Raw genomic sequence first — 15,384 nt, 5'->3', positions numbered from 1 at the left:
AAGCCAACGCTTAAGACTATAAGCTTGGCTTAAATTTTAATATAAAATCCAAAATACCGGTACTCTAATTTTGAAGCCTATCTCACGATAGGTGGGTGTCCTCACAGATGTCTCAATCGCCCTCAATGCCGTGAAAAGGACTCACAAGAAGGTACATTTCCTCATTTAAATATTGAACTCCCTAAAATTAAATGTAGGTTCAAAATAAGAGTTTAACGCATATTCCAGAAATTTAACTTTTTATTTATTAGTCATTTCCTTGATGTGAGATTATAATATCATATTTTAGTTTAATGTACAATATATTTTTTTATGGTAAATTAATCCTTTAATGTTTTACTTTAATTTAAGGTAAATACCATGATTTGTATATATTTAGTAATTTTGATATAATGAAGTTGTTGAATATTTATGTTTTTTATTTATTATATTTTAATGTAGCAACTTAGTTATATGAGGTAAAAACTTAGTTATATAATGAAATTACATAAATATACATATAACTTATCTTAGTATAACAGTAATAAATATAAGGAGAATATTTATGGAAAATTTGGATAAGCAACACAGTGGCAAAGGTACTGTTATTATATTCTTTATAGTATGTTTTGGAATTACAGCATTAATGGGATTTTTAATGGCTTTTGCATATTCTAAAGGGGCTGTAGGTGCATTTCCCCTCGTACAAATGTATTACCCATCCATGGGAGTTATGTTTGCATTCTTATGTAACAAGGAAATAAGAACAAGGGCACCTAAAAAGTTTTTTGGAGTATTTTTGATTTTCTCAATGGTATCAGTAATTATACTTTCTATACAGACCTTTACTGGATATGGTGAGCCAGAGATTGTAGCTGGAATATTAGTCACAGCAGGAAGTTTTCTGGGACTTATTATGCTAGGTATTGAAGATAGCAAAACCAGGGAAGAGTTTGGACTTAGCATAAAAAAGAATGGTAAGAAATCATTATTCTATATTCTTATTTTTGTTGTACTTTACTTATTAGCAAATTTAATATCCTGTGCTATAAGTGGATCCCTTGATGATTTTTTTACATACCTTAAGTATCCGACTATTTTTAAATTACTTCTGCTTTTACCATTAAATTTTTTATTTACTTATTTTCTTTTCTTTGGAGAGGAATACGGATGGAGGTATTTCTTACAACCAGTACTTCAGGACAAGTTTGGTAAAAGATGGGGTGTACTTTTACTTGGAGTAATTTGGGGACTTTGGCATTTCCCAATAAATTTATTTTATTATAGTCCAGAGACCTCTTTTTATAGCATAGTTACTCAGCTTATAGTTTGTATATGTTACTCTGTTTTCTTTGGCTATGTATATCTTAAGACGGAAAATATTTGGGCTGTGTCCATGATACATTATTTAAACAATAATCTTGGTTTTCTACTCTTTGGTGCAGATGGTTCAAATACTGTTATTAGGTGGCAAGATGTCCTTTTGTCCTTTGTGATTTTTAGTATTATTTATTTGCCATTTTTAGCTACAAAAGAATATAGAAAGAAAACTCATACTTCAGAAGAAATAAATGAATAGTAATATATAAAGATACCCACCCAAACTACATAGGTGTATATCTTTATATTTATCTTTAATGTACACTAATAGTTATAGTAAAAAGCCAGTGCTTATGATTTTAAATTAAGCATTGGCTTTATAATTTTTAAATAAAAATCTATTGAATTTGAGTTTCACGAATATTTTTAGATAGTGTGGGAAATATAGGTGGATAGAAAGGGGTAGATAGTAGATGATAATAGATGAAGTTGATAAAAAAGATAAAGATATAGAGAGTTTTTTTAATTTATCTCGGGAAGGATATATGTTTATAAAAAATAGAATGGATCAGTTTAAGACTAATATTTTTGAGACTCGACTATTAGGGAAAAAAGTTATTTGCATTAGTGGGGGAGAAGGAGCAAAAATATTTTATGACCAAGAACGATTTAAAAAAAATAATGCATTACCCAAACGAATACAAAAAACATTATTTGGTATGAATGCCATTCAAACAATGGATGGAGAAGAACATCTTCATAGAAAGAAACTTTTCATGGCCTTAATGACACCATTCCATGGGGAACAATTAGCAAAACTTGTATCAGAGGATTTGGAAGCTAGTATTGATAAGTGGAAAGTCAATGATGAAGTCATACTTTTTCAAGAATCTAAAGAGATTTTATGTAGAGTTGCATGCAAGTGGACTGGAGTTCCGCTAATAGAATCTGATGTTAAAGAGATAGCTGAGGATTTTAGTGCAATGGTTGATGCATTTGGAGCAGTTGGACCACGTCACTGGAAAGGCAGAATTGCAAGAAATAAAGCTGAAGAGTGGATAGTTGGTATAATAAAAGATGTACGCTCTTACAAGCTAAAGATAGAAGAAGATTCAGCACTTTATGCAATGGCTTTTCATAAAGATCTTCATGGTAAAGAACTTAGTGACGAAATGGCAGCAATAGAACTTATAAACGTACTAAGACCCATTGTTGCTATTTCAACTTTTATTACATTTACAGCTTTAGCTCTATATAAACATCCAGAATATAAAGAAAAGCTATTAAAAGGTGGTAGTGATTATCTTGAAATGTTCATACAAGAAGTGCGCCGCTACTATCCATTTACACCTTTTCTTGGTGGGATAGTAAAAAAGGATTTCAATTGGAGTAATTATGAATTTAAAGAAGGAATGCTTGTATTACTTGATGTATATGGCACGAATCACGATTCTAGAATTTGGGATAAACCCTATGAGTTTTGCCCAGAGCGTTTTAAGGAATGGGAGGATAACTTATTTAATTTCATACCTCAAGGTGGAGGTAATCCCTTTAAGGGACATCGCTGCCCTGGGGAGAATATCACTATGGAAATAATGAAAGCATACCTTGATTTTCTTGTTAACAAAATTGAGTTTGAAACTCCTGATCAAGATTTAACTTATAGTTTAGTAAGAATGCCTACATTACCTAAAAGTGGATTTGTAATTAAGAATGTGCGAAGAAAATCATAGGATTTTAATAAATATTGAGCATGTACTAGCAATAATACTAAATTACATGCTCAACACTTTATAAAGAATAGTGAATGATTTTAAGACTAAATATATAAGTTGTTTACAGATATCAAGGTGTTAACAAATACTTTTTTATTAAGAAATTTTATGAGGTAATAAAGCTATCTTTACAACTACTAAAATATTGCATGGTTTTTACTAAGAAAACTATACCAAAAATAAATAACCCTAACACATATAAGATATTTATTACAGGTATAAATATTACTATAAAAGCTAATATACTTGCAATAGTTAATGCTTTATATTGATTCCACCTATCATCAGCTTCTTCAGCTAACATATGTTTATCATGATTGTTAAGCATTTCTTTCATACCCATGAATAAATTGTATATTACATATAAGGTTAATATTAAGGAAGCTAATCCTACTAGAATACCAAATGGTCCTAAAATTCCAAAGGTGATACCACCGTTATTGTTTTTAACTTCATATATTGAAAAAATAGAAAGTATTAGGGTAAAGATATTTAATGTTGAAGCCTTTGAAAAATGCTCGCTATGCTCTTTAAGCTGACTAAATGCCATAGCAAATAGTATAAATCCAATTACATCGGGGAGTATATCAAAACCACAAATTCTAAAGTTTAAAGATATAAACAAGAATCCCCAAAAAAAATTATTTAATCCCTTTTCTATCATTTTATGCACCCCTTATTATTTCTTATTAACTATAGCTGTACCCCTTTCTATTTCCATAAGTATATGGAAATATTCTCTTACTTATATTAAATCATATGTAATATAGTATGTAAATAATGTTTAAAGTTACATTATTAACCATAGAATTCGTATATGCTTTATATTAATGTCTACAGCTAGTTGTAATATGGTATAATATTAAAGCAAGTTTACATAAGGCTTAAGTGAAAAGCCTGTTTATAACCTAGGTCTAGGAATAAGTTAATAGTAACCAGGGGGAACAAAATGAACATAAAGTTAAAGGATTTATTTGAGAAAGAAATTAATAGAGATATAAAAGGTGTAATTAAGGTAGGTCAATGTGACCAGGAGAATATAAAGCAGGAACTTGAAGAATACGTGATTACGGATGAGCTACGTAGTAATTTTAATGAGTTTTTTGAGGCATACAGCAGAGGCATATTAGATAGTACTGATAGGATTGGAGTATGGATTTCAGGATTTTTCGGTAGCGGTAAATCTCATTTTTTAAAGATTTTATCCTATGTTTTATCTAATGAAACCATAGGAAATAAAAGTACTTTAGACTATTTTTATAGTAAGGAACTACAGGATTCTACCCTAAGGAATATGGAGCTTATAAAGAACCAATCTACAGATACTATCCTTTTTAATATAGATTCTAAGTCTGACCGGGCTTCAGAATCCCATAGGGATGCTATTGTTAATGTACTTAATAGGGTTTTCAATGAAATGCAGGGTTTTTGTGGATCTATGCCTTGGATTGCTGATATGGAAAGACAGATGACTGAAGATGGGGTATATGAAGATTTTAAAGAAGTGTTTCATCATATATCAGGAAAACCTTGGACTCAGGGTAGGGAAGATTTTTATTATGAAGAGGATGCCTTAATAGAGGCTTTATCAAAGGCTACTAAGATGAGTGAAGATGCTGCAAGAAACTGGTATAGTAAATGTGAAGAAAATTATTCCTTAACTATAGATAAGTTTTCTTCTAGGGTTAGGGAGTATTGTGATTTAAAGGGAAATAATCATCATGTGGTATTTTTAATAGATGAAATTGGCCAATATTTAGGAGAAGATACTCAGCTTATGCTAAATCTTCAGACAGTGGTGGAGGATTTAGGTAGCAAATGTGAAGGTAGATGCTGGGTTATTGTTACATCTCAAGAGGATTTAGATGTGTTTACTTTAGGTAAAGGCAATGACTTTTCTAAGATTCAAGGAAGGTTTAATACAAGATTGTCATTATCTTCTGCTAATGTGGATGAAGTAATTAAAAAACGTATTTTGAGAAAAAAAACTCAGGCAATGGAGATGCTACAAAGTCTATATGAGGAGAGAGAATCTTTTATTAGAAATCTTTTAACCTTCACCGCAGATACTGTGGACATGAAATTATATAAGGACATGGATAATTTTGCACAGGTTTATCCCTTTGTACCTTATCAGTTTAACTTATTACAACATGTTTTTAATGGCATAAGAAGCCATGGAGTAGCTGGAAGAAGCTTGTCTAAAGGCGAGAGAAGTTTACTGGGAGCGTATAAGCAAGTGGCAGTTGAGTATATGGACAAAAACATAGGAACCTTAGTTCCATTCTCAGCTTTTTATAATACTATAGAAACTTTTTTAGACCCTTCTATTAGAACAGTTATTGGTTATGCTGAAAATAATGAAAAGCTAAATAGCTATGATGTTAAAGTCCTTAAATTACTATTCCTTATAAAATATGCTAGGGGAATAAAGGGTAATATTGAGAACTTATCTACTCTTTTAATAGATAATATAGAAGCCTCAAAGAAAGAAGTTAAGGAGCAGGTGCAAGAGTCATTAAGTAAACTTATCAGAGAAACTCTGGTTGAAAAAAATGGTGATGAATTTGTATTTTTAACAATTCAGGAACAAGAGGTAAATAAAGAGATAAAAAATATGACAATTGATAGTGGAGAGATTGCTCAAAGGATAGGTGAGATAGTTTTTGAACATATATATGAAAATTCTAAGTTTGCCTATTCTAAAATTTATTCTTTTAGTTTTAATAAGTTAATAGATGAAAAGGTAAGAGGGTCTAAAAAAAATCCTGTAGGAATTAGGATTATAACTGCTAATTATAATTTAGTAGAAGGGGTTAGTAAAAATTATCTTAAGGAATTATCTGATAGAGAAAATAATGTGATAATTGATATATCAAACCAGGATAATTATATAGAGGAAATTGAAAATATACTTAAAATAGAGGGTTATATAAGGCTTAAAGGTACCCTAATATCAACTATTCACATGGAGGATATTAAGATAAAAAAAACTAAGGAAAGAGAACTCAGGTTAAAAAGGGCTAAATTCTTAATAGAGGAAGCTTTAAGATGGTCAGATATATATGTAAGTGGCTCTCTTTTAAACATTAAGGTAAAAGGTTTAGTGAGTAGAATCAATGAGGGATTAAGAACCCTTGTAGATTCAAGGTTTAACAAAATAAACTACATTACAGAGTTTACATATAATAGTAGGGAACTATATAATATAGTGGAAGCTGATACTCGTCAAAGAACTATAGAAGATAATGAGGCAAATAAATTAGCCTTGGAGGAAGTAAATAATTATATATTAACTAGTACCATGAGAAGTATTAAATTAACGGTGAAAAGCATATTAGCTAGATTTACAAGTCCACCCTATGGTTGGAAGGATCTAGATATTCAAGGGATACTCCTGAAGCTATTTAAAAAGCAATATATAAGTATTATATATGCTAATGAGGTAGTGTCTTCTAATAGCAATGATATAGTAGATTACCTAGTTAAGGGAGAGTATGAAGAAAAGGTTATAGTTATTAGTAGAGAAAAGGTACCTAGTAAATATATAGATGCAGCTAGGAAGTTAATTAAAGAACTCTTTGGAGGAGGCTCTATACCTAATGATGAAGAACTTCTAATGAAGTATTTCAAAGAATTAGGCAAAGAAGAACTTAAGAAAATTAAGGATATGAATTTTAATTATTCAATAAATAAAGATTATCCTGGAAAAGAAATAGTATTTCTAGGTGAAAATTTATTTGAAGGTCTACTTAATATAGATGACATCCAAGAATTTTTTAAGTATGTCTATGATTTAGAAGAAGAATTCCTAGACTATATAGATTATGTTGATAATATAAAGGGATTTTTTTATAGAAAAGAAAACAATACAGTTGACTTAAATGTAAGAGGAGAGCAGAGAATAATCTTTGATGCTGCTACAGACATCCTTAATTCCTTTGAAGAAAATAAGGAATTTATATATGATTCTGAAATAGAAGGACTAGTAGAAGAACTATATGGTATTTTAAGGATGAAAGAGCCATATAACAGGATTCCTCAGCTACCACCACTTATAGAAAAGTATAATAATAGGGTGTTAGATCTATTAAATAAAGATATAACTCCAGCAATAGAATTTATTAAAGCTTGTAAGGATGAAGTTATAGAAAACTTGAAGGGCTATGATTTCTATAATGAATTTGAAGGTAAAATTAATGAAGACTTTGAAAACCTTACTAAGAAAACTCTATGTTCAAAGAGTTTTCCAGTTATATTATCAATGTATAAACTTGGAGAGAAACTAAAGTTAAGGTGGTTAAATGAAATTACTTTAGAAACTGGAAGAGAAAACATTGCTAAAGTACTTAGTGTGATGGAATTGGTTAAGGATGAAAGGGCTATAAAAAATCATGAGGACATAGAATTATTATTAGAAAACTTAAGAAAGCGATTAAAAGAAGAGTTGAAGGAAGATACAACAATAAGATTAGTTTAAACCATAATTTAAATAAAAGATTATATTTTCAGAAATATTTTCAATAAAAAAACTGAAATCAAATTTTGATTTCAGTTTTTTTGATAGGACAATCACAAAATAGAGTTATCTATTTTGCAAAAGCCCCTTTATTTTATCTATGACACTTGCTAGCCTGGGAGCAACCTGAGCAACCACAGCCACAACCGTCACCTTGAGATTGTTTCTTAAATTGTTTTACTGATACTAATATCATAGCACCTATAACTACAGCACCGATTAAAAATGTTGCCATAGTAACACCTCCTTTATAAAAAGATTAAGCGTCCAACTTGATAAATGATTAAGGAAACCACATAGGCCAAACCTGTTTGATATCCTATAGCGATAAATGTCCATTTCCAAGAGCCCATTTCACGTTTTGTAGCACCAATAGCCGCAAAGCATGGAGCAGCTAGTAGGGTGAACGCCATGAAAGAGTAAGCACTAACTACATTAAATAGTTGTCCCATAGTTGAAACTAAGTTAGGATCACTTTCTGTTAGTTCAGCACCTAATCCAAATAGTACACCAAAGGTAGCAACTACATTTTCTTTAGCTAAGAATCCTGTTACAGTAGCAACGGCAGATTGCCAGTTACCAAATCCTAGAGGTGCAAATATAGGAGCTATTACGTTTCCAATGGAAGCTAATATACTATCTTGCGCGTCTACCATTTGTAAAGACCAGCTAAAGGATTGTAAAAACCATACAAGACCTGAAGCTACAAAGATAATAGTACCAGCTTTTATGATAAAGGCTTTTCCTCTGTCCCACATGTGGATAAGAAGTCCTTTTAAGCTAGGTATTCTATATTGTGGCAGTTCCATAACAAAAGGAGCTGGATCACCTTTAAATAACTTAGTTTTCTTAAGTACTATTCCTGAAAGTATAACCATGGCTATACCTAAGAAGTACATTGATGGTGCTGCCCAAGGTTGACTAGGGAAGAAGGCACCAGCTAGTAGCGCAAATACTGGTAGTTTAGCACTACATGGAATAAATGGAGTAAGCATTATAGTCATTTTTCTATCTCTATCATTTTCAATGGTTCTACTTGCCATAATGGCAGGAACACTACAACCAGAACCTATTAACATAGGGATAAAAGATTTTCCAGATAGACCAAATCTACGGAAGATTCTGTCCATGATAAAGGCTACACGAGCCATATAACCACAGTCTTCTAGTAAAGATATTAAGAAGAATAATACCATTATTTGTGGTACAAATCCAAGAACGGCACCAACACCACCGATAATACCATCTACAATTAGTCCATGTAACCAGTCAGCTACCTGCATATTTATTAACCAGTCAGAAACATTCCCTTGAATGAGCTCAGCAAAAAGGGTGTCATTTACCCAGTCAGTGACTATAGCTCCAATAGTAGTAACTGCAATATAATATATACCTAGCATTACTAGTGCAAAAATTGGAAGGGCAAGCCATCTGTTAGTCACAACTTTGTCTATTTTATCTGAAGTAGTTAAGTTAGAATTGTTTTTCTTTTTAACACAGGAGGTAATTATTTTACCTATGTAGTCATAACGTTCAGTGGTAATAATACTTTCCGCATCGTCATCAAGAGATTCCTCATAGTTATTAATTAAATTATCTAATTTATCTTTTGTATTGTTATCTAGTTTTAAATATTCTAGAACTTTTTCATCTCTTTCAAAGAGTTTAATATAAAACCAACGTGGATTTTTTATTAAAGAATTTCCTTTTAACAGTTTTTCTATGTTACTTATAACTTCTTCTGTATCCTTACTAAAGGTATTTAATAAGGTAACCTTTGGAGTACTTTTACCAATTTCTACAGCCTTATCAGATAATTCCTTTAGACCTTTTCCCTTAAGGGCAGAGGTTTCTAATACTTCACATCCAAGTGACTTAGAAAGCTTTGAAGTGTTTATTATGTCTCCATTTTTATTTACTACGTCCATCATATTTAAGGCTATAACTACAGGAATTCCAAGTTCTACGAGTTGAGTTGTTAAATAAAGATTTCTTTCAATATTTGATCCATCAACTATATTAATAATCACATCTGGTCTTTCATCAATCAAGAAATTACGAGTTACAACTTCTTCTAAGGTATAAGGTGATAATGAATAAATCCCTGGTAAATCAACGATAGTTACATCCTTGTGTCCTTTTAATTTTCCTTCTTTCTTTTCTACAGTTACTCCAGGCCAGTTTCCTACATATTGGGAACTCCCTGTAAGTTCATTGAAAATTGTGGTCTTACCACAGTTTGGGTTTCCAGCAAGAGCTATTTTTATACCCATTTTAATCCCCCCTAAATGTTAGCCAATGCTAACTTACTAATGAAAAATATACATAGATTTAACTCTATGAAAATTTTAGAATCAAAAACTATTCAACTAATATTTTTTCAGCATCAGATTTTCTAATAGAAAGTTCATATCCTCGAATAGTTATCTCAATAGGATCTCCTAAGGGAGCTATCTTCCTAAGATGAATAGAAGAGCCTTTAGTAACTCCCATGTCCATAATCCTACGTTTCACAGCACCTTCTCCTTGAATTTTAAGTACTGTAACAGTCTGTCCTGGCTTTACATCCTTTAATGTATTCATAATTACCTCCTAAAATAATTCCTATATAATAATCCTATTTGCCATAGATTTATCTATAGCAATACGGCTATCTTTAACATTAATAATTATATTTCCACCTAACTCTGAAATAAGAGTTATACTTTCACCTACAATAAATCCTAGGCTTTTTAAAAATCTCACCGTTTCTTCTTTACCATTAATTTTCTTTATAAAAACTTTTTCTCCAGATTTGGCCATAGTAAGTGGCATATAAATCCCTCCTTTAAGTATGCACAAGCTAACTAATATTGAAAAACATAAGTTAGCTTTAACTAACCTATATTTTGAGTTTACTATAAATGATTTATGATGTCAACTGAAAATGAGAATAATTTTCATATATTGGGTTATTTTAAATAAGTAAAGAATAATTTTGGAAAGTTGAATGAAAATTTAACCTATGATAAAATAGGTTAAAAGAAACTATACAGGAGATTATTATGAAAATACATGAATCCGGAGAAAATTATTTAGAAACTATTTTATTGCTTCAGAGAAAAAAGGGCTCTGTACGTTCTATAGATATAGCAAATGAATTAGGTTATACAAAGGCTAGCATTAGCAGAGCCATGGGCATACTGAAAAAAGCTGAGTTTATAACCATGGAACAAGGAGGGGAGATAACTCTCACAGAAAAAGGCATGAAAAAGGCCAGTGAAATATATGAAAGACATACTCTCATCACTAAATATCTCATGGACACTTTAAAAGTATCTAAAGAAGTAGCTGATGGAGATGCCTGCCGCATAGAACACATTCTAAGTAATGAAGCCTTTGAAAAAATGAAGGAATTATATAAATAAAAAAATTGAGCATCCACTTATATTAAAGTGCATGCTCAATTTTTGTGAGAGATAAATTAATCTAGTAGGAAGTTTCATAGAGATAGTGTTTTTAAAAGTCTCTATGAAATATTTCAGTTTTGTTTTCATCTTTGTAATCTTCTATGGTGAATATGCCAATGGCATCTAAGATTCCATTCATTACTGGGCTATCGTAGGCAACTTTATATTTAGAGTTATCTGCAAAGGTATCTACGGCAATTTTAGAATTATCTTTAGGGACAATAGCTTTTGGCCCACCAACGCATCCACCTACACATCCCATTCCTTCAATGAAGTTTCCTTTTATAATACCTTTTTGAAGATCTTGTAATATTTCCTTACATTCTTTTATTCCGTTACCTTGAATAGGAGTTACAAGTTTATATTTTTCAGGGAACATTCTTTCTATGCAATCTTCAATGGCAATTGAAACTCCACCGGTACGTGCATAAAGCCTTCCACCTCGTGATGCATATTCCATGGAGGTAGTGCCTTCAAGGGTTTCTGGAACTACATTAAAGGCTTCAAAAATCTCTTGTAATTCTGCAAAAGTAAGAACAAAATCAATGTCACCAATCAAGTCAGGAGATTTAACTTCTGCCTTTTTTGCTACACATGGTCCTATAAATACTACCTTTACATCTGGGTTTAATTTTTTTAACACCCTACCAGCTGCAATCATTGGAGATACAGTAGGAGATGTATGTGGCAATAAATCCTTATATACTTTTTTTATCATGCCAACCCACATAGGACAGCAGCAAGATGTAATCATAAAATCTGATTTAGTTTTAACATGAGCATCAAATTCAATGGTTTCTTTAAGGGTAAGCATATCTGCAAAGAATGCTACTTCCACCATATCAGTAAATCCAAGAGATTTAAAGGCAGTTCTAAGTTGTTCAATGGTGCTATCTCCAAATTGACCCATTATAGCAGGGGCTACAGCAGCTACTACAGGAGTATTTTCCTTTAAAAGTTTAGCAAGAGGCATAAATTCAACAGTATCTAGAATGCTTCCAGTTGGACATCCTTCCACACAGAACCCACAATCAGTACATTTATCATTATCTATATAAGTACACTTAGTTTTTTCATCATATAAAATAGCATCAAAGGGGCAGCTTTCTTGACATTTTGTCTTTCCATCACAATCTACTTTACACTCCATTTTACATAGTTTAATTTTATTAACAATTTTATGATCTGATTCATAATTATTTATGGCTTTTTTTAAATCTTCTATGTAATTATTACTAAAGGACAAATTCACTCCACAGAGAGAAGAAATTTCTCCCGCTAAGGCTTCTTTATCAACTATATTATCCTTTAATAATTCTTCAATAACATTCTCTAATTTATCATTATAGTAGGCATTGATAAGGATTTTAAATAATTCACTATGTTGTTTTTTCATAACAGCACATCCAATCTTAAAATATTTTAGTCTTCATATATTTTATAATAATCATCACCCCAATATTTTGCTATAAACTCATCTCTTCCAGATATACTTCTATCCTTTTTATATTCTGTAGGATGGGTTTTATAAAATTCTTGATGATATTCTTCTGCTTCATAGAAGGTTGATGCCGGAAGAATCCTAGTAACTATTTCTTCAGGGAATCTACCTGAATCATTTAGAACTTTTTTAGATTTTTCAGCAATTATTCTTTGATTCTCATCCATGTAGAAGATAGCAGCAATATAGGAAGAACCTCTATCTTGAAATTGACCTTCATCATCCGTTGGATCTATCTGTCTCCAAAAGGCATCTAAGAGCTTTTCATAGGAGATGATAGTAGAATCATATATAATTTTAATAGCTTCATAATGACCTGTACCTTGAGATTTTACATCTTTATAGGTAGGGCTTTTAAGTTCACCTCCAGTATACCCAGAAGTAACACTTATAATTCCATCTAATACATCAAAAGGGGATACCATGCACCAAAAGCAGCCACCAGCAAATATAGCAGTTTTGTAATTTTCACTATTAATATTCTGCATTTTCAATTGCCTCCTAAATTTTGTTTTTAATTATATATTACCATATTTTAAAGAAATATATAGTAATTATAGTCCATATGAAATATAAATAATATGACAATATATGAAAGTTAATCATTTATTAATTTAGATTTATATCCATATATGGTAAAATTGAATATGGATGCGTAGGGCTTATCTTATGTTTAGGAGGGAATATGGATTACAACAAATTTAACATAGAAGAAAAATATGATAATTATAATAATATAACCAAGGTAGAAGCTGAAAAGATACTGTTAAAATTAGATAGTGTGATAGATCATGATAAAGGATATGATTATTACATATTAAAGGGAAAGATGCTCCTTAAGCTGGATAGAATGAAGGATGCTTTTCATACCTTAGAAAAGGCTATGACCTTTAATAAAACTGATGAAGTTTATGACCTTTTATCCTTTGCATATTACGAGGAGGAAGATTATGAAAAAGCACTTTATTATATAAATTTATCCTTTGGAATAACAGTAGATGAGTTTATTTATAATCATAAAGGAAAAACTTTAGAAAGATTAGATAGGTTTGAAGAAGCTTTCGAAACCTATTATGAAGGACTTAATTATGCTCTCTCTAGTTATAGTAGTTATGGAGATGTAGAGATATTTGGTGAAAATTTAGCTAGACTAGGGGGAATTTTAAAAAATCAATATTTAGATAACATAAAGAAATTTATAAATATAAGAGATTATTATAATCTTTATGAAAACTATATGAAACTTCTTCAAGTTATTCTTAAGGAAGAAGAAAATGATCACTATCATAGTAGTTCTGAATATGTAAGTGTAAAATATCTAGAGTTAGTTGAAGAAGGAAAATATATTTTAATTGATAATGATTACTTTTTAGGGATGATTAATATATATAAAATTCTATATCAAATAGAAAGCAATTCAGAGTATGAGGATAGGGAGTACATTAATAAAACCTATATAGATAATAAGGTGAGGGACTTTATTGATGCTGTTATGGAAAGAACTTCACTTACTAAGGATGTAGATATAATTTTAACGGTTTTAAATGAAGTTATAGGCATTAAAAATAGAGATTACTATGATTACTTGTATCATAAAGGTTTTATTTTTATGAAACTAAAAAGATATGATGAGGCATTAGAGGTATTAGATGGCATAACTAGAAATAAGAAATCACCTTATAATATAAAAGTTCAAAGCTATGAGTGTATAATTAAAAAAATGTATGAAGCTGAAGATATATATAAGGGAAATTATGATGAGTATAAAAAAAGTATGTCAGATCTCCTTAGAGATGAAATTCATAGGATAAAGGAAGATGAATATTTAACTTTAGATGATAGATGTGACAGAATAATACACAACTGTAAGAGGGCTATTAATTTAGAACTAGATAATGATTTTTGGTATGATTATATAGAAGTGTTATCTTTGGAATTAGGTGAGGAATATGAAGTTATTGTAAAAAACCAATCAGTATACAAAGTGATACAAAATTATAATAAAGCCATAAATATATATGATAGGCTCATTGAGGTGAAAAGTGATGGTCCCCATGGGTATTATAGAAAAGGAAGGGCAATTGTATTAGTGTTGAGACTTTTAAATAGTTCTAAAACCTCCTTAAAGGATTTAGTTGGAGTTCATAATTTAGACTGTTTTTCTTATTCAGAGGTTATATATAATCTTAATAAGGCTATTAGTTTAAAAAGTGACAATGGTAAATACTTTAACCTTTTAGCAAGAACTCATTTTGAGATTGGGGAATATGAGAAGTCCATGGGATATATAGAACAAGCACTTACCCTAGCACCTAATGATTTATATATGAATTTAAATAAGGTGTGTATTTATATTAGAAGATATAAGTACACAGAAGCAGTGGATTATTTATTTAAGATGTCCTATAAAGATATGAATAGAGGTACCGTAAGAAAAACTTTTCTTTCAAGAAAGGAAATTCTTAGTTTCTTAATGGGTATATTTAATTTATATACAAGGCAAGATAAAATTTACTATATAATAGCCTATTATTTTTATGCTATAGTTGATTTTCAATATGATAAAGCCTTAACTTTTATTAATAATGCTATAGAGATGTCTGATGATGAAAGATACTACTTGCTTAAAGCTAAAATATATTTTAAAGATGGAAAGTTTAAAGAAGCATTAAAGTGTGCAGAAGAAGCTATAGTTATTGATGATCATTATGATGAAGCTTTTCTTATAAAAGAAAAATGTAATGAAAAGTTAACAGAGAATTAGTATGTAAATATCGTAAACACCTAGGATTGAAATAAAGCCTAGGTGTTTTTATTTATGAAGAAAATATATTTATAATT

At 30.4% G+C, this 15,384-nt stretch carries 12 protein-coding genes and 1 other RNA gene; 5 read left to right on the top strand and 8 right to left on the bottom strand.

The window, feature by feature from the left end:
- Window positions 1-41: 41 nt before the first annotated feature.
- Window positions 42-234, bottom strand: a non-coding RNA gene (ssrS, locus tag B2P65_RS13635) — 6S RNA.
- A gap of 310 nt (window positions 235-544) precedes the next feature.
- Here ssrS and B2P65_RS13630 point away from each other — a divergent pair.
- Entirely contained in the window at window positions 545-1,558 is a 1,014-nt protein-coding gene (locus B2P65_RS13630) for a type II CAAX endopeptidase family protein (protein WP_346880309.1), read from the top strand.
- A 214-nt stretch (window positions 1,559-1,772) separates the two neighbouring features.
- Window positions 1,773-3,032: a cytochrome P450 gene (locus tag B2P65_RS13625; RefSeq protein WP_346880308.1), complete on the top strand. Its 1,260-nt coding sequence runs from the start codon at window positions 1,773-1,775 to the stop codon at window positions 3,030-3,032.
- Between the two features lie 148 nt (window positions 3,033-3,180).
- On the opposite strand, the gene B2P65_RS13620 is transcribed toward B2P65_RS13625, so the two are convergent.
- Window positions 3,181-3,738: a hypothetical protein gene (locus B2P65_RS13620; RefSeq protein ID WP_346848209.1), complete on the bottom strand. Its 558-nt coding sequence runs from the start codon at window positions 3,736-3,738 to the stop codon at window positions 3,181-3,183.
- Between the two features lie 285 nt (window positions 3,739-4,023).
- On the opposite strand from B2P65_RS13620, the gene brxC reads away from it, so the two are divergent.
- Entirely contained in the window at window positions 4,024-7,554 is a 3,531-nt protein-coding gene (brxC, locus tag B2P65_RS13615) for a BREX system P-loop protein BrxC (RefSeq protein ID WP_346880307.1), read from the top strand.
- A gap of 133 nt (window positions 7,555-7,687) precedes the next feature.
- Here brxC and B2P65_RS18090 read toward each other — a convergent pair whose 3' ends face one another.
- The 4 genes from B2P65_RS18090 to B2P65_RS13600 all read right to left on the bottom strand — a co-directional run bounded on the left by B2P65_RS18090 (window position 7,688) and on the right by B2P65_RS13600 (window position 10,407).
- Window positions 7,688-7,828, bottom strand: a complete 141-nt coding sequence (locus B2P65_RS18090; RefSeq protein WP_346884983.1) for a FeoB-associated Cys-rich membrane protein — start codon at window positions 7,826-7,828, stop codon at window positions 7,688-7,690.
- A 13-nt stretch (window positions 7,829-7,841) separates the two neighbouring features.
- Window positions 7,842-9,866: a ferrous iron transport protein B gene (gene feoB, locus B2P65_RS13610; RefSeq protein WP_414632448.1), complete on the bottom strand. Its 2,025-nt coding sequence runs from the start codon at window positions 9,864-9,866 to the stop codon at window positions 7,842-7,844.
- Between the two features lie 88 nt (window positions 9,867-9,954).
- Complete coding sequence (locus tag B2P65_RS13605) at window positions 9,955-10,176, bottom strand: FeoA family protein (RefSeq protein WP_035131429.1); 222 nt, start codon at window positions 10,174-10,176, stop codon at window positions 9,955-9,957.
- Between the two features lie 21 nt (window positions 10,177-10,197).
- Window positions 10,198-10,407 carry a FeoA family protein gene (locus B2P65_RS13600; protein WP_035131427.1) on the bottom strand — a complete coding sequence of 70 codons (210 nt, stop codon included), beginning with the start codon at window positions 10,405-10,407 and terminating at the stop codon, window positions 10,198-10,200.
- Window positions 10,408-10,637: 230 nt separating this feature from the next.
- On the opposite strand from B2P65_RS13600, the gene B2P65_RS13595 reads away from it, so the two are divergent.
- Entirely contained in the window at window positions 10,638-11,000 is a 363-nt protein-coding gene (locus B2P65_RS13595; RefSeq protein WP_035131426.1) for a metal-dependent transcriptional regulator, read from the top strand.
- Between the two features lie 91 nt (window positions 11,001-11,091).
- Here the strand turns inward: B2P65_RS13595 and B2P65_RS13590 are convergent, their stop codons facing one another.
- Window positions 11,092-12,438 carry a [Fe-Fe] hydrogenase large subunit C-terminal domain-containing protein gene (locus B2P65_RS13590; RefSeq protein ID WP_346848206.1) on the bottom strand — a complete coding sequence of 449 codons (1,347 nt, stop codon included), beginning with the start codon at window positions 12,436-12,438 and terminating at the stop codon, window positions 11,092-11,094.
- A gap of 26 nt (window positions 12,439-12,464) precedes the next feature.
- Entirely contained in the window at window positions 12,465-13,031 is a 567-nt protein-coding gene (msrA, locus tag B2P65_RS13585; RefSeq protein ID WP_346848205.1) for a peptide-methionine (S)-S-oxide reductase MsrA, read from the bottom strand.
- Between the two features lie 197 nt (window positions 13,032-13,228).
- Here msrA and B2P65_RS13580 point away from each other — a divergent pair, with 197 nt between their 5' ends.
- Complete coding sequence (locus B2P65_RS13580; protein WP_346880306.1) at window positions 13,229-15,307, top strand: hypothetical protein; 2,079 nt, start codon at window positions 13,229-13,231, stop codon at window positions 15,305-15,307.
- The last annotated feature ends 77 nt before the right edge of the window (window positions 15,308-15,384 follow it).

Origin of the sequence: Clostridium sp. UBA3061, assembly GCF_002367465.1 — a bacterium.
In the GTDB taxonomy this organism is placed as follows: Bacteria; Bacillota; Clostridia; order Clostridiales; family Clostridiaceae; genus Clostridium_J; species Clostridium_J sulfidigenes.
This window is presented reverse-complemented; position numbering and strand designations above follow the sequence as displayed.